The sequence below is a fragment of the Brevibacterium sp. HMSC07C04 genome (assembly GCF_001815905.1).
Classification (GTDB): domain Bacteria; phylum Actinomycetota; class Actinomycetes; order Actinomycetales; family Brevibacteriaceae; genus Brevibacterium.
Genome location: NZ_KV823244.1, coordinates 164,501 through 182,598, shown reverse-complemented (window position 1 = coordinate 182,598; position 18,098 = coordinate 164,501). Strand labels below are relative to the sequence as shown.

The 18,098-nt window shown below is 61.8% G+C and carries 15 protein-coding genes and 1 tRNA gene; 5 read left to right on the top strand and 11 right to left on the bottom strand.

Annotated elements, in window-relative coordinates:
- The first annotated feature begins 23 nt into the window (after window positions 1-23).
- Complete coding sequence (locus HMPREF3162_RS03180; protein ID WP_070572624.1) at window positions 24-317, top strand: YciI family protein; 294 nt, start codon at window positions 24-26, stop codon at window positions 315-317.
- Window positions 318-380: 63 nt separating this feature from the next.
- On the opposite strand, the gene HMPREF3162_RS03175 is transcribed toward HMPREF3162_RS03180, so the two are convergent.
- Entirely contained in the window at window positions 381-1,373 is a 993-nt protein-coding gene (locus HMPREF3162_RS03175) for a TerC family protein (protein WP_070776880.1), read from the bottom strand.
- Window positions 1,374-1,561: 188 nt separating this feature from the next.
- The gene (gene uvrB / locus HMPREF3162_RS03170) at window positions 1,562-3,706 is read right to left on the bottom strand and encodes an excinuclease ABC subunit UvrB (protein ID WP_070776879.1); all 2,145 of its coding nucleotides are present in this window, start codon (window positions 3,704-3,706) and stop codon (window positions 1,562-1,564) included.
- A gap of 93 nt (window positions 3,707-3,799) precedes the next feature.
- On the opposite strand from uvrB, the gene HMPREF3162_RS03165 reads away from it, so the two are divergent.
- Window positions 3,800-4,228, top strand: coding sequence for an OsmC family peroxiredoxin (locus tag HMPREF3162_RS03165; RefSeq protein WP_070776878.1), 429 nt, complete (start codon window positions 3,800-3,802; stop codon window positions 4,226-4,228).
- Window positions 4,229-4,342: 114 nt separating this feature from the next.
- Here the strand turns inward: HMPREF3162_RS03165 and coaE are convergent, their stop codons facing one another.
- Genes coaE through rpsA form a run of 3 tightly spaced genes read right to left on the bottom strand, consistent with a single transcriptional unit; the run spans window position 4,343 to window position 8,228 of the window.
- The gene (gene coaE, locus HMPREF3162_RS03160; protein ID WP_070776877.1) at window positions 4,343-4,966 is read right to left on the bottom strand and encodes a dephospho-CoA kinase; all 624 of its coding nucleotides are present in this window, start codon (window positions 4,964-4,966) and stop codon (window positions 4,343-4,345) included.
- Window positions 4,960-6,738 carry a hypothetical protein gene (locus HMPREF3162_RS03155; RefSeq protein ID WP_070776876.1) on the bottom strand — a complete coding sequence of 593 codons (1,779 nt, stop codon included), beginning with the start codon at window positions 6,736-6,738 and terminating at the stop codon, window positions 4,960-4,962. Before HMPREF3162_RS03155 ends, coaE begins: the two co-directional genes overlap by 7 nt.
- 11 nt (window positions 6,739-6,749) lie before the next feature.
- Window positions 6,750-8,228 (bottom strand): 30S ribosomal protein S1, encoded by a 1,479-nt coding sequence (gene rpsA, locus HMPREF3162_RS03150; protein WP_070572614.1) that lies wholly within the window; start codon window positions 8,226-8,228, stop codon window positions 6,750-6,752.
- 191 nt (window positions 8,229-8,419) lie between these two features.
- Between rpsA and HMPREF3162_RS03145 the strand changes: the two genes are divergently transcribed.
- On the top strand, window positions 8,420-9,256 hold the full coding sequence (locus tag HMPREF3162_RS03145; protein ID WP_070572612.1) for a class I SAM-dependent methyltransferase: 837 nt from the start codon (window positions 8,420-8,422) through the stop codon (window positions 9,254-9,256).
- 57 nt (window positions 9,257-9,313) lie between these two features.
- Here HMPREF3162_RS03145 and polA read toward each other — a convergent pair whose 3' ends face one another.
- Window positions 9,314-11,941, bottom strand: coding sequence for a DNA polymerase I (polA, locus tag HMPREF3162_RS03140; protein ID WP_070776875.1), 2,628 nt, complete (start codon window positions 11,939-11,941; stop codon window positions 9,314-9,316).
- A 76-nt stretch (window positions 11,942-12,017) separates the two neighbouring features.
- On the opposite strand from polA, the gene HMPREF3162_RS03135 reads away from it, so the two are divergent.
- Window positions 12,018-12,464, top strand: a complete 447-nt coding sequence (locus HMPREF3162_RS03135) for a PaaI family thioesterase (RefSeq protein ID WP_070776874.1) — start codon at window positions 12,018-12,020, stop codon at window positions 12,462-12,464.
- 25 nt (window positions 12,465-12,489) lie between these two features.
- On the opposite strand, the gene HMPREF3162_RS03130 is transcribed toward HMPREF3162_RS03135, so the two are convergent.
- Window positions 12,490-13,095 carry an ANTAR domain-containing response regulator gene (locus HMPREF3162_RS03130; protein WP_070776873.1) on the bottom strand — a complete coding sequence of 202 codons (606 nt, stop codon included), beginning with the start codon at window positions 13,093-13,095 and terminating at the stop codon, window positions 12,490-12,492.
- A gap of 118 nt (window positions 13,096-13,213) precedes the next feature.
- On the opposite strand from HMPREF3162_RS03130, the gene HMPREF3162_RS03125 reads away from it, so the two are divergent.
- Window positions 13,214-13,295, top strand: a tRNA-Leu gene (locus tag HMPREF3162_RS03125).
- 132 nt (window positions 13,296-13,427) lie between these two features.
- Here HMPREF3162_RS03125 and pyk read toward each other — a convergent pair.
- Genes pyk through trpB form a run of 4 tightly spaced genes read right to left on the bottom strand, consistent with a single transcriptional unit; the run spans window position 13,428 to window position 18,076 of the window.
- Window positions 13,428-14,933: a pyruvate kinase gene (gene pyk / locus HMPREF3162_RS03120; RefSeq protein ID WP_070776872.1), complete on the bottom strand. Its 1,506-nt coding sequence runs from the start codon at window positions 14,931-14,933 to the stop codon at window positions 13,428-13,430.
- A gap of 52 nt (window positions 14,934-14,985) precedes the next feature.
- On the bottom strand, window positions 14,986-16,086 hold the full coding sequence (gene lgt, locus HMPREF3162_RS03115) for a prolipoprotein diacylglyceryl transferase (RefSeq protein WP_070776871.1): 1,101 nt from the start codon (window positions 16,084-16,086) through the stop codon (window positions 14,986-14,988).
- A complete protein-coding gene (gene trpA, locus HMPREF3162_RS03110; protein ID WP_070776870.1) occupies window positions 16,083-16,862 on the bottom strand; it encodes a tryptophan synthase subunit alpha in 780 nt (259 codons plus the stop codon). Before trpA ends, lgt begins: the two co-directional genes overlap by 4 nt.
- Window positions 16,859-18,076: a tryptophan synthase subunit beta gene (gene trpB / locus HMPREF3162_RS03105; protein WP_070572590.1), complete on the bottom strand. Its 1,218-nt coding sequence runs from the start codon at window positions 18,074-18,076 to the stop codon at window positions 16,859-16,861. The genes trpA and trpB overlap by 4 nt, the downstream gene beginning before the upstream one ends.
- Between the last annotated feature and the right edge of the window lie 22 nt (window positions 18,077-18,098).

Genomic DNA, 18,098 nt, shown 5'->3' with positions numbered 1-18,098 from the left:
TTATTCCCCATGAGAGGAACGCCATGGCTTTCTATGCGGTCACCTATCGCTACAGCGACGACGAGCAGACGCGGATGGAGGTCCGTCCCACGCATCGGGAGTGGCTGGCCAAACTGGCTGACGCCGGAATGCTCATGGCTTCAGGCCCTCTTGTCAACACTCAACAGCCGGGAGCCCTCCTGATATTCCAGGCTGAAGAGAAAGCCAACGTCGAAGACCTCTTGACGAATGACCCCTTTGCCGAGGCTCGGGTGATCATCGAAACCACCATCGACGAATGGGATGTCGTCATCGGCGGCTTCGGTCAGGCACGCTGATCTGATCTTCACTGACAAGGGCGGACGCCGGTGCGTCCGCCCTTTCTGTGTGCCCGACTGGCATCACCCGCCGAGGTGCTCGCTGCGGAAGTGCCGGTAGTCGCGTTTGCGCTTGAGAAGGCTGGCGATGACAGCCACCGTCATGGAAACCACGATCACACCGAGCGAAACCGCCAGCGGGATCTCCGGCAGCTGGTGGGCCAAGGTTTCCCGGGTTGCCGTGTAGATGAGCTTGAAGCCGATGTAGCCGAGGATGACAGCGATGCCGTACTTGAGGTACTGCAGTTTGTCAGCCAGGTTCTCCAACAGGAAGTACAGCTGACGCAGCCCCATGAGCGCAAACAGGTTCGCGGTGAAGATGATGAACGCCGAACGAGTCACCGCCATGATCGCCGGAATCGAGTCGAGCGCGAACATGACGTCCGTGGTGCCGATGGCCAGGAACACCAGAAGCATCGGCGTGGCAAATCGCTTGCCGTCAATCTTCACGAAGATCTTGTTGTCGTGATAGTCATCCGTGAAGGGAAAGCGCTTCTTGACCATGCGGACGAGGAAGTTGTCGCCGCTGCCCTCGCCGTCGCCGTCTTTTTCCATGGCCTGCTTCCACGCAGTCCACAGCAGGAACGCGCCGAAGATGAAGAACACCCAGATGAACTTCTCGATGATCCACACGCCCGCAAGAATGAAGATGCCGCGGAACACCAGCGAAATGATGATGCCGACCATGAGCACTTCCTGCTGATAGCGCGGCGGCACCTTGAAAGCAGACAGCACGATGATGAAGACGAAGACGTTGTCAATCGACAGCGAATACTCCATGAGCCATCCGGCTAGGAACTCACCGCTTGCCTGCTTGTTGCCGAACAGGAAGAGCACTCCCGCGAAGATCAGCGCGAGGACAACGTAGAAGCCGACCCACAGACCGGCTTCGCGGTTCGAGGGCCGGTGGGGGCGTTTGAGGATGATCAGCAGGTCTGCCAGGAGAAGAGCGCATAGAGCGCCGAGGACGATGAATTCGAAGGTCAGCGACAGTCCGCTGGCTGATTCGTGGTGCACGGGAGTTCTTTCTTAGGGGTCGTTGGCATCCGTGAAAGTCTTTCCTGCGCCGAAGCTGCTGTTGCGTGCGCTGCTGACCCGGATCCCGGTCCGGCCGGTGGCCGAACGGTTTCGTGTTGACGAATCAGCACATGAGGATACTCCCCTTCACCGGTCATCCAGTCTAGAGCACAGTGGGGGCCTTTCAGTCAGCTTTCGCGCTGGATCTGACGCAGATCACGTTTGAGCTCCTGCAGTTCATCGCGCAGGCGCGCAGCGAGTTCGAACTGCAGATCCGCTGCCGCTTGGTTCATCTGCTCGGTGAGTTCGGCAATGAGCTCAGGAAGGTCGGTCGTCGGCGGACGCACGGATGTCGGCTGTCCTGTCTCCTGACCTGCCGAGCGGGCGCGCTGCTCATCGGTTTGGGCCGAGTTGTAGCCGCGTTTGCCCTTGCCGTAGTCGAAGTCGTTGAGAAGCTCGGCGGTGTCTTCGTTGTCGCGTTTGAGCCGCTCTGTGATGTCCGCAATCTTCTTGACCAGCGGAGTCGGATCGATTCCATGCTCTTTGTTGAACGCGATCTGCTTTTCGCGGCGACGCTCGGTTTCCTCAATGGCCCGCTGCATGGATTCGGTTCGCGTATCGGCGTACATGTGCACTTCGCCGTTGACGTTTCGGGCGGCACGGCCGATGGTCTGAATGAGCGAGGTGGTGGACCGCAGGAAGCCCTCTTTGTCGGCATCGAGAATCGACACGAGCGACACCTCGGGCAGGTCGAGACCCTCACGCAGCAGATTGATGCCGACCAGCACGTCGAACACACCGGAGCGCAGTTCGCTCAGCAGCTCAACGCGGCGCAGAGTGTCGACGTCCGAGTGCAGGTATTCGACCCGCACATTGTGGTTCAGCAGATAGTCCGTGAGGTCTTCCGCCATCTTCTTCGTCAGCGTCGTCACGAGCACGCGTTCGTTGCGCTCCACCCGCAGATTGATTTCATCCAGCAGGTCGTCAATCTGACCGCGCGTGGGTTTGACGATGACCTTCGGGTCGACCAGGCCAGTGGGGCGAATGATCTGTTCGACAACGCCGTTGGAGCGCTCGAGTTCGTAATCACCGGGTGTAGCCGAAAGGTAGACGGTCTGGCCGATCCGATCCTGGAACTCCGAGAACCGCAGCGGCCTGTTATCCAGGGCGCTCGGCAGGCGGAAGCCGTGCTCAACGAGTGTGCGCTTGCGCGACATGTCGCCTTCGTACATACCGCCGATCTGCGGGATCGTCACGTGTGACTCGTCGACCACAAGCAGGAAGTCTTCCGGAAAATAGTCAAGCAGACAGTTCGGAGCGGTGCCCGCCGCACGACCGTCGATGTGCCGCGAATAGTTCTCAATCCCGGACGTGAAGCCCATCGACTGCATCATTTCGAGGTCGTAGGTGGTGCGCATCTTCAGCCGCTGGGCTTCCAGCAGCTTGTTCTGCCCCTCGAGTTCAGCCAGTCGCTCCTGCAGTTCGGCCTCGATATCGGCAATTGCCCGAGCCATGCGGTCCTCACCGGCCACATAGTGCGACGCGGGGAAGATGTGGATGACCTCTTCTTCGCGAATGATTTCGCCCGTCAGCGGATGCAGAGTGTAGAGAGCTTCGATTTCGTCGCCGAAGAACTCAATTCGAATGGCGAGCTCTTCGTACTGAGGGATGATTTCGACGGTGTCGCCGCGCACGCGGAAAGTGCCGCGGGTGAACGCAACGTCGTTGCGGGTGTACTGCATTGTCACGAACTGCTTGAGCAGCGCGTCGCGGTCAACTTCTTCGCCGACCTCGAGGGAAACCATGCGCTCCACGTACTCTTCCGGTGTTCCAAGACCGTAGATGCACGACACGGTGGAGACGACGACAACATCGCGTCGGGTCAGAAGCGCATTTGTTGCCGAGTGGCGCAGGCGCTCGACTTCGTCATTGATCGACGAATCCTTTTCAATGGACGTATCCGTCTGCGGTACATAGGCTTCCGGCTGGTAGTAGTCGTAGTACGACACGAAGTACTCGACGGCGTTGTTCGGCAACAGCTGACGGAACTCATTGGCCAGCTGGGCCGCCAGCGTCTTGTTGTGCGCCATGATGAGCGTGGGCCGCTGTACCTCTTCGATCAGCCACGCTGCTGTCGCAGACTTGCCCGTGCCCGTCGCACCCATGAGGACGACGTCTTTTTCTCCCGCGCGAAGCCGCTCAGCCATTTCGGCAATGGCCGTGGGCTGGTCGCCAGACGGCTTGTATTCGCTGACGACCTCAAACGGGGCCACTGAACGGGTGACTTCCGGCCGGTGTCCGATCTTGGGAACGGGAAGAGACTTCTGCGCCATGCATCCAGGCTACTCTGCACGGCTGTGGGCCACGAGCGCTGGAGGTGCCCGAGCACATAGAGTTGGAGTGAACCCCCAATCTGAGGAGGCAAAATGAGCCGCGTAACAAAAGCACAGGCCACCTGGAAGGGCCACCTGGCAGACGGCGAAGGATCCGCTTCGCTGGAAAGTGCCGGAATCGGCCCGTTCACCGTCAACTGGACAAACCGCGCCGAAACCGAAGTCGACAAGGTGACAAGCCCCGAAGAGCTCATCGGAGCTGGTCTTGCGTCGTGCTTTTCGATGGCGCTTGCCAACATCGTCGCTGAAGAGGGCGCCACTCCCGAGCAGATCACCACGGGGGCCGACGTCACCTTCGACCCAGTCAAGGGCATCAAGGAGATCCACCTCGTCACTGTCGGCCGCGCAGGGGGCATCGAGCAGAAGACTTTCCAGACACTCGCTGAGCGGGCCAAGAAGACCTGCCCGGCGGCAAAAGCGCTGTCGGGTGTGAAGATCACGCTCAGCGCCACTATGGCCTAAAAGATCAGAGAGCCATAAGAACAGCGCCGTCATCGACGGCGCTGTTCTGTGCTCATGGACGGCTCGCGCCCACTGCTTCCCGGAACTCACGAGGTAGTCAGCAGCAGAACGCTGTCACCGGCCGGGCTGGGAGCCCCTGGCTTTGCGCGCGGCTGGTTGGATCACGCTTTGGAAGGCCTCTTCGAATCGCTCTTCGAATTCCTCGGGGGTGCCGGAATTGTCGAGAACGACATCTGCGATTGACTTGCGCTGATCGTCTGAGGCCTGGCGGAGAATCCGCCGGCGTGCATCAGCTTCGTCCATTCCGCGCAGCTGCACCAGCCGCTGTAAGCGCACTTCGGCGGGAACGTCGACGACGACGACAAGGTCATAGTCGTCTTCCATGCTGTTCTCAGCCAGCAGAGGAACATCGTGGACGACGGTCCCGGTTCCGGCCTGCTCGGCAAACAGCTCAGCGGTGCGCTGTGCAATAGCCGGGTGCATGATGTCGTTGAGGGCCCGTGTGGATTCGGCGTCGACAAATGCGATTCGAGCAAGTTCAGCGCGGTCCAGTTCGCCGTCCTTGACAACTGACTCTCCGAAGCGCTCACGCAGTGCCCGCAGGGCGGGCTGTCCGGGTTCGACAACTTCGCGTGCAACGGCGTCCGAGTCGATGACGGGTACGCCCCGCGCTCTGAACAGCGCTGCCGCAGTTGACTTTCCGGCTCCGATACCGCCGGTCAGACCTATTTTCAGCATCCTTGCTCCTTGTTCAGCTTGATCATCCACACCCCGCCTGTATGTTGAGGCGTCACACCGGCGGCTTCGCCGACGGCCTGTGCGATGTCCGGGGCTGACTGCGGCAGGTAGAAGCCGTCGTCGGCAATGAGGATGTAGTCAACTCCCCCGCCGCACAGCTCTCTGACTCCGTCTTGCAGTTCTGCAGCACTCGGCACAGGACCGCCGCGCTTTTCTTCTAGGAGGATATCCAGCGAATCGGCGGGCGCGGCATAGGTTACGGGTGCGTCGTCGCGCCCGCCGATGAAGTAGCCCCCGGCCTCGCGGTAGTGCATACCGGACACGGCCTGCCAGACCATCGCCTCGTCTGCCCGAGGATAGGCCCAGGCCCGCGGTCTGGGAAGTGTTTTGACCAGCGATCCTGCTGGGATCGTGTCGTGAATCGACTGGGTGTAGAACGCGGGGATGTGGAGGTCACGCGCGGGAACTGGGGCCGCGGTTGTCAATACGAGGACACCGGCCAGTCCAGCGCCGGTCAGAGCGCGAACCGGCAGAGCACGCGCACGTTCCATCACCAGCGCCGACAGAACAGAACAGGCGAGCACAACATGGATCATCAACCGCATCGGAAGAATATTTCCAAGCACGGGTGTAAGCTCCACCAGCCGGAACGGCCCTAGGGGCAGCACCTGCTCGCCGCCTAAGAGCACCGGTGAGCCCAAGGACAGAACCCACACGCCAGCCCCGGTCAGGGCAGCGGTGCGGGCCGCTGGGCTTCGCTTCCACAGCACGATGACGGCGATAAGACACAGTACAAGCCACAGTGCGCTCAGGTAGCCGCCAAGTTCCGAGGGGTCAATCGGCTCGATCCGCGGCAGCTTCGCTCCCCCGCCGATTCGGGTGTAGTGGCCCGGGGTGACCGCATCGAGAACATCGGTGTTCCACACCCCGTGCGGTCGGATGGCTTCCCGCGGAGCGTTCGGTCTGAACCACATGGTGAACAGCAGAGGCGCAGCTATGACAAGCCCAATGACCGCAGCGATTGCACCTCGGCGAACAACAGCAGGCGCAGAGGCCCGAACGTGAGACCACGCCGACATGCTTGCTGAAGCCGCGAAGACGAGGACTGCGAGCAAGGTGCCCGCCAACAGCTCAGTTGAAATATAGAACTGCCAGCCCAGAACAATGCCGAAGGGCACCGTCCAACGGCGGTCGCGTGCAATGAGCAGCATCAGCAGCACCACCAACGGCGGGAAGGCCGCGCTGGCCAGATTCAGGTGGCCCGAAGACTGGGCGATGGTGTAGGTGGAGAAACCGTACAGGGCGCCGGTGAAGAATGCGGGCAGATGAGCGGTGAAGCGTCGGCAGAGAAGCGCTGCCGCAAGGGCTGACACCACCGGGGCGCACACGATGGCGAGGTTGTAGCTGACGATCGGACCAAACGCCCAGGTGATCGGCACGAGCGGCAGGCCTATGCCGACAAGCGAGGTGTTCCACGCTCCGTTGACACCGTCTGGGGCGTTCATTGCGGTGGTGTACAGCAGAGAACTGTCAAAGGTGGGTCTGCCCAGCCATCCGCCGACAACATCGGCCGTGTGGGCTATCCACCAGATGAAGAGGGACGAATCGTCGTTGTCAGCAAAGACTCTTGAGCCGAAGCCGCCGAAGAGCTCCGCGTAGACGACCGCGGACAAGCAGGCCAGGACGGCAGTGTAGATCAGCCAGGGAGCGAGTTTTCTGATGTGGAAAGCAGAAGCCGCGGCCCCTCCCCGTGGGAGTGGCCGCGGCTTCATCTCAGAGGAGATCAGCTGCCTGCGAGCTTCTCGCGCAGAGCGGCGAGAGCTTCGTCCGAAGCGAGGGTGCCTTCGTCATCAGCCGATTCTTCCGTGCTGAACGAAGCGCCCGCACCGGCGGCGTCGTCGCCGGCCTGAGCGGCGGCCTCGGCGTCGGCGGCGATTGCGCGCGCAACCTGCTTCTTGTGCTCTTCCCAGCGCTCCTGGGCTGCAGCATACTGCTGCTCCCATTCTTCGCGCTGTGCTTCGTAGCCTTCCATCCATTCCTGGGTTTCGGGGTCGAAGCCTTCGGGGTACTTGTAGTTGCCGTCTTCGTCGTACTCCTGGAGCATGCCGTACAGAGCCGGGTCGAGGAATTCCTCGGCGTCCGGGTCGACACCTTCGTTAGCCTGCTTGAGCGACAGCGAGATGCGGCGGCGGTCCAGGTCGATGTCAATGACCTTGACATAGATGGTTTCGTCAACCGACACGACCTGCTCGGGCAGGTCGATGTGCCGAACGGCGAGCTCGGAGATGTGAACGAGACCTTCGATGCCGTCTTCGACGCGAACGAACGCACCGAACGGAACGAGCTTGGTGACCTTGCCGGGCACGATCTGGCCGATGACGTGAGTCCGAGCAAAGTGCTGCCACGGGTCTTCCTGGGTGGCCTTGAGCGACAGTGAAACGCGTTCGCGGTCCATGTCGACATCGAGAACCTCCACCGTGACCTCGTCGCCGACTGCGACGACCTCGGAGGGGTGGTCGATGTGCTTCCAGGACAGTTCGGACACGTGGACGAGTCCGTCGACTCCGCCCAGGTCCACGAATGCACCGAAGTTGACGATCGACGACACGACACCGGGGCGCACCTGGCCCTTCTGCAGGGTCTGCAGGAAGTCGTGGCGGACGGCCGACTGGGTTTCTTCCAGCCATGCGCGGCGCGACAGAACGACGTTGTTGCGGTTCTTGTCGAGCTCGATGATCTTGGCTTCGACTTCCTGGCCGATGTACGGCGTGAGGTCGCGCACGCGGCGCATTTCCACAAGCGAAGCAGGCAGGAAGCCGCGCAGTCCGATGTCGACGATGAGGCCGCCCTTGACGACTTCGATGACCGAACCGGTGACGACGCCGTCGTCTTCCTTGATCTTTTCGATGTCGCCCCAAGCGCGCTCGTACTGTGCGCGCTTCTTCGAGAGCATCAGGCGTCCGTCTTTGTCTTCCTTCGTCAGCACGAGTGCTTCGATCGGATCCCCGACTTCGACAACCTCAGAGGGGTCGACGTCGTGCTTGATCGACAGTTCGCGCGAAAGGATGACGCCTTCCGTCTTGTATCCGATGTCGACCAGGACTTCGTCGCGGTCAACCTTGACGACTGTGCCTTCAACGATGTCGCCGTCGTTGAAGTACTTGATGGTTTCGTCGACTGCCGCGAGGAAATCTTCCGCAGATCCGATGTCGTCGACAGCGACCTGCTTGGTGTTCGCCGCGTCCGGCGTGGTAGTGGTCATAAAGTTAGGGACTCCGATTTGGATTATCCGGTCCGGGCGGGCTGCTCGGTCCGGAGCTCGTGTTGATATGGACAGATTATTGTGTGTACGCGGGCGAGCAGAGCGACGCAAGCATTACACAATGATCAAGCGTAACATCCATTGAGTCGCTTTAGAATAGACAGCCCGCTGCTTAATGAGGATGGAAGTGTATGAGCACGTCTGACGGCTACCCCAGCATCATCTCCGGCGGATACTTTCCGATCGACGAGGAGGCCTCTGTTCGGGCCAATCGCACCTACTGGGACAACTCCGCGGAGGACTACCTGGCCGAGCACGGCTCTTTTCTCGGTGCCAAAGAATTCATCTGGTGTCCAGAAGGGGTTAACGAAGACGACGTCAACCTGCTCGGCGATGTTGCGCGCAGACAGGTGCTCGAGATCGGCTGCGGGGCCGGGCAGTGTTCGCGCTGGGTTGCAGAACAGGGCGGAATCGTCACCGGATGCGATGTATCGTCCGGCATGCTCGAACAGGCCGCCCGACTCTCCAGGGAAAACCCGCTGAGCGACTCCGCCACCCCGCCGACGTTCCTGCTGGCAGATGCCCGCCAGCTGCCGTTCCCCTCGGGCTCATTTGACATTGCCTTTTCGTCCTACGGTGCCCTCCCCTTTGTCAAAGACGCCGAAAAGGTGCTTGCTGAAACCGCGCGCGTTCTGCGCCCCGGCGGTCGGTGGGTATTCTCCGTCACCCATCCTCTGCGTTGGATATTCCCTGATCTGCCCGGCGAAGACGGCCTGTGCGTCGAATACTCCTATTTCGACCGCACCCCCTATGTCGAACTCGACGAACAGGGAAATCCGGTCTACGCAGAACACCACCGCACTCTGGGCGACTGGATCTCACTGATCCACGGAGCCGGCTTCACACTGGAAAAGCTCACCGAACCCGAATGGCCCGAAGACAACGAAACCTCGTGGGGCGGATGGTCCCCCCTGCGCGGCAAGCTCATGCCCGGCACCGCGATCTTCTCCACCCGCTTGGCACAGTGACTCAGTACGGCTGTGGCCCCACTTTTCGGGTGAGACCACAGCCGCATGAGCGCCGCGTCAGTGAGCCGCGGACTGCCAGTCCGGCCCTCGGCCCACATTGACGTCAAGGGGAACGCTGAGCTCAGCGGCATCGCGCATCGTATCGACCACAATCTTCTCGAGGCTGTCGAACTCTCCGGCGGCGCACTCGACAATCACTTCATCGTGCACCTGCAGGAGAATGCGCGAGGCGAGATCCGCCTCGGCAAGGGCGTCGGCAATGCGGAACATTGCGATCTTCATAATGTCCGCCGCAGTTCCCTGGATAGGACTGTTGAGAGCCGCCCGCTCGGCCATTTCGCGCTGTGGGCGGCTGGAGGACTGCAGTGCCGGCAGATAGCGACGGCGACCGTACATTGTCTGGGTGTAGCCCCTCTGGCGAGCTTCTTCGACCGAACCGTCAAGGTACTTCTTCACCGCACCGAAACGCGAGAAGTACTCGGCCATGAGATCCGACGCTTCGGTCGGGCTGATGCCCAGCTGATTCGACAGCCCGTAGGCCGACAAACCGTAGACCAGCCCGTAGGACATGGCCTTGACCTTTTCGCGCTGTTGCCGACTGACATCCTCAACCGGGATCTGAAAAACCTGGCCGGCCACGAAGGAGTGCAGGTCCTCACCGGCGCGGAATGCCTCGATGAGCGCTTCGTCACCGGACAGGTGAGCCATGATCCGCATTTCGATCTGCGAATAGTCAGCGCTCATAAGGTCCGTAAAGCCCGCATCGGCATCGGCCGTGAATACACCGCGGATTCTCCGGCCCGAATCGGTGCGGACCGGTATGTTCTGCAGATTGGGGTCTTTTGAGCTCAATCTGCCGGTTGCGGTCATCGTCTGCAGGTAGGTGGTGTGAATCCGCCCGTCGTCAGCGATCTCCTTCTTCAGACCCACAACCGTCTGCTTGAGCTTGATGCGTTCGCGGTGAGCCAACAGGTGCTCCAAGAAAGGGTGCTGGGTTCTGCGGAACAGATCGTGCAGAGCATCGGCGTTGGTGGTGTAGCCGGTCTTCGTCTTCTTGGTCTTCGGCATGTCGAGTTCGTCGAAGAGCACGGTCTGCAGCTGTTTGGGCGAACCCAGGTTCACGGTGTGGCCGATGGCACTGTAGGCGTCTTCGGCGCTCTGGTCGGCTTCGCGCCCGAACTCGTCAATGAGGTTCTGCAGCTGCGTGGAGTCGATGTTGATGCCGATTCGCTCCATCGCTGCCAGGACCGCCTGCGCGGGCATCTCGATGTCGTCGAGAACTGCAAGCTGGCTGTACTCGTCGAGCTGCTCCCGCAGAATCGGGGCCAGGCGGGATGCGAGAAAAGCCTTTCTGGCCGCTGCTTCATCATTCGTGTTCTCCAGCAGAGTGCCGGCGTTTCCGTCGGGCTCAGCCGCAGCGATGCCAGCACGGCTCTGGGCAAGTTCTTCGAGGTCATAGCCGCGCGCGTCCGGTGTCAGCAGGTAGGCGGCAAGCTCCGTGTCCGTCCACACGCTCACCCGAAGACCGTTGTCGGCTAAAGCTTTGATCTGCGGTTTGGCGTCGTGCATTGCAATCTGCGGATGCTCAGTCAGAAGGGCCGACAGCTGCTGTTGGGCATCCGGGCTGAGAGTGCTCAGGTCAATAAGCCACGCGCTGTCACCTGCGGCAAAGCCCAGGCGGTCGGGCGTGTCGAGATCGACGTCCACACCCAGGACACAGCCAGCAGCGGCTTCCGCAACAGCGCGGATGCTGTCGGTCTTCTGTGGAGCGGGAGCTTCGCTCCCGGTGGGCGCAGGGATTTCCCCGCCGCCGAGGAATGGCCCGATTTCTGCTGCCAGCTGACGGAATTCGAGCGCGTCGAACAGCTCGGTGATCTCTTCGGCGCTGCCGCGGCCCAGAGCTGCATCAGCAAGATCCAGCGGGATATCAAGGTCGTCGATGAGCCTGTTGAGGCGGTAGTTGCGTTCGACATCCGCAATGTGATCGCGCAGGCTCTGCCCGACCTTGCCGCCGACGTCCTCAGCGTTGTCGATGATCGAGGGAAGGTCACCGTACTTGGTCAGCCACTTTGCGGCCGTCTTCTCGCCCACCCCGGGCACGCCGGGCAGATTGTCCGCCTTTTCGCCCACGAGCGCGGCAAGGCCCCGGTAGTTCGCCGGAGTGACACCGTACTTGTCTTCCACTGCCTGCGGCGTCATGTGCTGCAGATCGGTGAAACCCCGTTTGGGGTACATGATTGTGATGTTGTCATCAGCCAACTGGAAGGAGTCTTTGTCACCCGATGCGATGAGGGTGTCATAGCCCTCCCCCGCACCCCGGCGAGCCAGCGAGGCCAGGAGGTCATCCGCCTCGTACCCCTCCCGAGTGATGACCGGGACGCCGAAGGCGGTGAGCATGTCCTTGATGAGGTCCACCTGACCGTGAAAGTCCTCCGGAGTCTTTGCCCGACCGGCTTTGTACTCCGGGTACTCTTCGAGCCGAAAGGTCTGCCGACCCAGGTCGAACGCCACGGCCACGTGAGTGGGTTCGAGCGAATTGACGGCGGTCAGCAGCATTCTGGCAAAGCCGAAAACAGCGTTCGTGGTCTGACCGTCAGCCGTTGAGAAGTTCTCCGGCGGCAGAGCAAAGTAGGCCCGGTAGGCAAGGGAATGACCGTCAATCAGAAGAAGTCTCTTGGTGCTCACACCCCCACACTACCGGCAAAACCACTGCGCTAACCGCCGGCTGGGATCGGCTAGAGTGACCACAGCAAGGAGGAACATGAAGCAGATCACACCACTGGCACCGGGACTGAGCGAAACCGAGTACGCGGCGATCCTCGCCGGCCATCCGCAATTCGGCGATGACACCCTCATGGCCGCAATGAACATGTCAATTGACTCACTCGGCTACGACTTCCTGAGCGGAAGCGTGCCCGTTGAGGGCAACAAGCAGCCAGCCGGGCTGTTCCACGGCGGCGCCCACGTAGCACTTGCAGAAACCCTGGCCTCCCAGCATTCCTTTCTGCGCGCGGGCACCAACGTCGTCGGCGTCGACCTCAACGCCACTCACCTGAAAGCCGCCCGCAGCGGTCGCGTCCGGGGTCGTGCCGAAGTGATCCACGCCGGTCGGACCATCATCAACCACGAAGTCCGCATGACCGACGACGACGGCAGACTGCTGTCGATCGTGCGGATCACCAATCTGGTGCTCCAGCCTAAGAGCTGAGCCGAACGCGCAAAGAGCCGCTCAGTCAGTCCTTGGAGTCGAGCTGGTTGAGAACCGTTTCGGCGACCTCGCGCATTGTCAGGCGGCGGTCCATCGACGTTTTCTGGATCCAGCGGAAGGCCTCCGGTTCAGTCAGCCCCATGCTGGAGATGAGCAGCCCCTTGGCGCGTTCGACCAGCTTGCGCGTTTCAAAGCGATCGGTCATGTCCGCGATCTCGGATTCCAGCGCCTGCATTTCCTGGTAGCGCGACTGTGCGATCTCGAGGGCGGGAATCAGGTCGGCCGCTGTGAACGGCTTGACGACATAGGCCATAGCTCCGGCGTCTCGGGCGCGCTCGACGAGTTCCTTCTGTGAGAAGGCGGTGAGCAGCACGACAGGGGCAATACCTGCCCTGGCGATTTTCTCGGCTGCGGAAATGCCGTCGAGCTTCGGCATTTTGATGTCCATGACAACAAGGTCGGGACGGAGCTCTTCGGCAAGGCGCACGGCTGATTCACCGTCACCCGCTTCGCCTACGACGTCGTAGCCGACTTCCCGAAGCATTTCAACAATGTCGAGTCGAATGACGGATTCGTCTTCGGCGACGATGACTCGACGTACGGGCTGATGTTCTTGATCTGGGTTAGACACGCCTCCATCGTAGTCGCCTTGGCCTGTAAACGGTACGCAGGCCGGGCAGGTGATCGAAAGCCGGGGCCTGCGGCACGTGTTTTGTGCTTCCGCCGGTGTGCACTACGATTGCCCTGATGCCGGATTGGCGGAATTGGTAGACGCGGAGCACTCAAAATGCTCTATCGCAAGATGTGCGGGTTCGAGTCCCGCATCCGGTACACAGACGAAGTCTCGGGACATCGCGTGAACGATGTCCCGAGACTTTTTGCTTCGGCGCCGGAACAGCCCCACTTCCGCACGGGGCACAACGGGGCTGTTCCGGCTCAGCTCGCCGAGGAAGCGGCCGCGGATCAGAAACCCGGTTCGGTGACCTTGCCGTAGCCGGCTTCGGGATGGCTGAAGATCTGATTGTCGTCCCGATACGCCGGCGCGCGGCCCTTTATCGCGTCCCCCAGCTTGTGCACGCGCAGAGCGTTGGTCGAACCGGGCAGCCCCGGTGGGGATCCCGCCACGATGACGCAGTAGTCGCCTTCTTCGGCCATGCCCTCGCCCAGCAGAATTTCGTCAGTCTGCCGGGCCATCTGGTCAGTGTGGCTGACTTCGTTGACGAGGATTGTTTCGACACCCCAGGTGAGCGCCAGCTGATGACGCACCTTGACATCGGGGGTGAATGCCAGAAGCTGCAGCGGTGCGCGCAGCCGTGACATGCGGCGAACCGAGTCGCCCGTCTGGGTGAAAACGCACATGTGGTCGATGTCGAGGTCATGGGCGACCTGCACTGCCGCCGCGGTGATCGCTCCGCCGCGGGTCTTCGGTTCGCTGCCCAATTCGGGCACCAAGTGCAGGCCCTGCTGTTCGGAGGACTCGATGATGCGCGCCATGGTGCGCACTGCGTCTAGCCAGTGCTGACCGATCGAGGTTTCGCCGGAGAGCATGAGCGCGTCAGCTCCATCGAACACGGCATTGGCGCAGTCCGAGGCTTCAGCACGGGTGGGCCGGGGCTCTTCGATCATCGATTCGAGCATCTGAGTGGCCACGATGACGGGTTTGGCCTCACGGCGGCACTTGGCAATGGCCTTTTTCTGCACGAGTGGAACCTGTTCGAGCGGCACTTCGACGCCCAGGTCACCGCGAGCCACCATGAGGCCGTCAAAGGCGTCAACGATCTCATCGAGCTTCTCTACCGCCTGCGGCTTTTCCAGTTTGGCGATCACGGGGATGTGAATTCCCTCGTCGTCCATGATTGACCGAATGTACTCGGCGTCGGCGGCGTCGCGCACAAAGGACAGTGCCACCCAGTCAACGCCCATGCGCAGACCGAAGCGGAGGTCTTTGATGTCCTTTTCGGTCATCGCCGGCACCGAAACGGCAACACCGGGCAGGTTGACGCCCTTGTGGTCAGACAGGTAGCCGGGCACTTCAACTTCGACCAGGATGTCGGTTTCGCCGACTTCGACAGCGCGCAGGCGCACGCGGCCATCGTCAACCAGCAGAGGATCGCCCACACTGACGTCGCCGGGCAGGCCCTGGTACGTGGTCGAGATGCGCTCGACAGTTCCTTCGACGTCTTCAGTTGTGATTGTGAACTGCTGGCCGCGTTCAAAATAGTGCTTCTGGCCGTCGGCAAAAGTGCCCAAGCGGATCTTAGGTCCCTGCAGGTCCATAAGGACCGCAACGGGCCGTCCCGTGTCGTTTGCCGCTTCGCGCACCCAGCCGTACAGGCGTTTGTGGTCAGCGTGAGTGCCGTGGGAGAAGTTGAAGCGGAGGACATCGACTCCGGCATCGATTATGGCGCGAATGTCTTCGTAGGTTTTCTGAGCAGGTCCGAGGGTCGCAACGATCTTGGCTAGCCGCATGGTTCCACCCTAGTCGAATGTCGTCCCCGGTGAGAGCTCCACCGCAGATCAATCAGCTTTCGCGCTGCTCATCCTCGCGTTTGCGCACCTGTGGAATGATCGAAATCGTCGATGTGACCGCCCCGAAGTAGCCGAACGACCGACCCGATACCGGAAGTTCAGCTGTTTCGGGGTCGGCAATCACCGGCAGTGTGTGCGTGACGGGTCCGAACCCGATCTCCTGGCCGCCGTCGGCCTGCAGGGGCAGCGCGGAGGTTTCAGTCGAAGGCCCGCTCGGCTGGGTGTCGGGAGCACCCGATGATCCGCTCAGGGTGATGTCCGGGTTGAAATCGGGGTGCCGAAGTCGCGACACGGCCAGCAGAACGGCTCCCAGCACGAACACCAGGATGGACGTCCACACATTGAGCCGCAGGCCCAGAATGTGCTCGGCGGTGTCGATGCGCAGCGCCTCGATCCACACGCGACCGAGCGTGTAATAGCAGATGTATGCAAAGAACACCTGACCGTGATCCAGGCGGAACCGCCTGCCCAGCCAAATGAGCAGCAGAGCACCCAGAATGTTCCAGACTGATTCGTACAGGAACGTCGGGTGGAACAGCGTGCCCTCTGGGATGGCGGGATCCGGCCAGTTGGGGTTGGAGCGGCCGTTGAGCACCCGGTCGATCTGCAGACCCCACGGAAGCCTGGTCGGAGCGCCGAAGAGCTCCTGGTTGAACCAGTTCCCCCATCGTCCGATCCCCTGTGCCAGGAGCAGGCCGGGAGCTGCCGCATCGAGGAAGGCCCCGAACCGGATGTCGAGCCTGCGCGCTGCAAAGTAGGCAGCCAGCACACCCAGGGCGACAGCGCCCCAAATGCCCAGTCCGCCGTTCCAGATGTAGAGTGCCGCGACCGGATTGCCGCCCGGCCCGAAGTACGGGTCGGGGGTAGAGAACACGTGGTAGAGGCGACCGCCGATGATGCCAGCCGGGATCGCCCACATGGCAATCGTCCACAGGTCATCGGAATCTCCGCCTCGTGCAGTCCACCTGCGGTTCGTCAGCCACAGGGCCACAAAGATCCCGGCGATGATGCACAGAGCGTAGGCGTGGATCGTCAGAGGGCCGAACGAAAAGCCCTGCCACGTCGGTGAGGGAATAGCCGCCTGATATGTCACGAGCGGACCGTGCCTTCGCTCAGTTCTTCAGCAAGTCGGCCGACCGCGGCCGAACCGCCCTCATCGAGAGCCCGCACCAGTGCGGAGCCGACGATCACACCGTCAGCATAGGCGGCAACCTCGGCGGCCTGTTCGCGATTCGACACACCCAGGCCCACGCACACGTGCTCGGCACCGGCCTCGCGCACGCGGCTGACGAGGCCTTCCGCGTGCGAGTCCACCTGAGCGCGGGTTCCGGTCACGCCCATAGTCGAAGCGGCGTAGACGAAACCGCGCGACCGAGAGCTGATGAGAGCGAGCCGTTCGGGAGTTGAGGACGGTGCGGCGAGGAAGATTCTGTCAAGGCCGTGTGCGTCCGAAGCGGCGTCCCAGGCTGCGCAGTCATCCGGAAGCAGATCCGGGGTGATGATGCCATGGCCCCCGGCCGATGCGAGGTCACGTGAGTAGGCTTCGACGCCGTACTGCAGGATCAGATTCCAGTAGCTCATGACGACGGGAACGGCCCCGGCGCTCGCCGCCGCTTCGACAGCGCGCAGCGAATCGGAAACGCGCACGCCGCCGCGCAGGGCAACATCGGCTGCCCGCTGGATGACCGGTCCGTCCATCCCGGGATCGGTGTACGGGATGCCGATTTCAATCATGTCGGCCCCACCCCGAGCCAGTTCGCCGATGGCCTCAAGTGAGCCGGGAACGTCAGGGAAGCCGACCGGCAGGTAGCCCACGAGGGCGGCCCGGCCGTCATTCTTGGTCTGTGTCAGGACTTCAGCCGTGCTCATACCTGGACTGCTCCTTCGTCGATGTAGTCAAACCACCGGGCTGCGGTGGTCATGTCTTTGTCACCGCGCCCTGACAGGCTCACGACGATAACAGCGTCTTCTCCGAGTTCCCTGCCGATTTTCATTGCGCCGGCAAGCGCGTGCGAGCTTTCGATGGCGGGGATGATCCCCTCGGTGCGGGCAAGCAGGCGAAAGGCCTCCATGGCTTCGTCATCGACGATCGGCCGGTATTCAGCTCGCCCGGAATCGTTGAGGTAGGAGTGTTCGGGCCCCACGGACGGATAGTCCAGTCCAGCAGACACAGAGTGCGAAGGCAGGGTCTGCCCATCTTCGTCCTGCAGAATGTAGGTGGCAGAGCCGTGCAGAACACCCGGCCTGCCGCCGGAGAATCGAGCTGCGTGACGGCCCGTGTCGACTCCGTCGCCGCCTGCTTCGAAACCGTACAGGCGGACGTTTTCGTCGCGGATGAAAGCCGCGAAGATGCCCATGGCGTTCGAGCCGCCTCCCACACAGGCGCATACGGCGTCCGGCAGGCGGCCTGCCTGCTGCTGGATCTGTTCGCGGGCTTCATCCGAAATGACCCGCTGGAAGCTTCGCACCATGGCGGGGAACGGGTGGGGTCCGGCTACTGTGCCGATCATGTAGTGCGTCGTTTCGACGTTCGCAACCCAGTCGCGCATGGCTTCGTTCATAGCGTCTTTGAGGGTGCGGGTTCCCGTGCGCACGGGAACCACTTCTGCGCCGAGAAGGCGCATGCGAGCCACGTTGAGCGACTGTCGCTGAGTGTCTTCTTCACCCATGTACACGGTGCACTCAAGGCCGAACAGCGCAGCAGCAGTCGCTGCGGCCACGCCGTGCTGGCCCGCGCCGGTTTCGGCTATGACCCGCGTCTTGCCCATTCGCGCCGTCAGCAGAGCCTGCCCGAGCACGTTGTTGATTTTGTGTGAGCCCGTGTGATTGAGGTCCTCGCGTTTGAGGAAGATGCGAGCCCCGCCGCAGTGCTGACCGAAGCGCGGCGCTTCCGTCAGCAGGCTGGGACGACCCGTGTACTCAAGCTGCAGTCGAGTCAGCTCTTCCGAGAACTGGGGGTCGACCATGGCTTTGCGCCAGGCTTCCTCAATCTGCTCGAGAGCGGGCACGAGGGCTTCTGGGAAGAAGCGTCCGCCGAACTCACCGAAGTACGGACCGGCTTCTGCTGCTGGGATTTCGGGCATAGTCACTTCCGTTCTGTGTGCG

Bases quoted from the DNA above. Each gene is read 5' to 3' on its own strand.
- HMPREF3162_RS03135 (WP_070776874.1), top strand. From the start codon at position 12,018: ATGAAGCAGATCACACCACTGGCACCGGGACTGAGCGAAACCGAGTAC.
- HMPREF3162_RS03155 (WP_070776876.1), bottom strand. From the start codon at position 6,738: ATGAAGCCGCGGCCACTCCCACGGGGAGGGGCCGCGGCTTCTGCTTTC.
- trpA (WP_070776870.1), bottom strand. From the start codon at position 16,862: ATGAGCACGGCTGAAGTCCTGACACAGACCAAGAATGACGGCCGGGCC.
- trpB (WP_070572590.1), bottom strand. From the start codon at position 18,076: ATGCCCGAAATCCCAGCAGCAGAAGCCGGTCCGTACTTCGGTGAGTTC.
- coaE (WP_070776877.1), bottom strand. From the start codon at position 4,966: ATGCTGAAAATAGGTCTGACCGGCGGTATCGGAGCCGGAAAGTCAACT.
- HMPREF3162_RS03145 (WP_070572612.1), top strand. From the start codon at position 8,420: ATGAGCACGTCTGACGGCTACCCCAGCATCATCTCCGGCGGATACTTT.
- HMPREF3162_RS03180 (WP_070572624.1), top strand. From the start codon at position 24: ATGGCTTTCTATGCGGTCACCTATCGCTACAGCGACGACGAGCAGACG.
- HMPREF3162_RS03165 (WP_070776878.1), top strand. From the start codon at position 3,800: ATGAGCCGCGTAACAAAAGCACAGGCCACCTGGAAGGGCCACCTGGCA.
- rpsA (WP_070572614.1), bottom strand. From the start codon at position 8,228: ATGACCACTACCACGCCGGACGCGGCGAACACCAAGCAGGTCGCTGTC.
- uvrB (WP_070776879.1), bottom strand. From the start codon at position 3,706: ATGGCGCAGAAGTCTCTTCCCGTTCCCAAGATCGGACACCGGCCGGAA.
- pyk (WP_070776872.1), bottom strand. From the start codon at position 14,933: ATGCGGCTAGCCAAGATCGTTGCGACCCTCGGACCTGCTCAGAAAACC.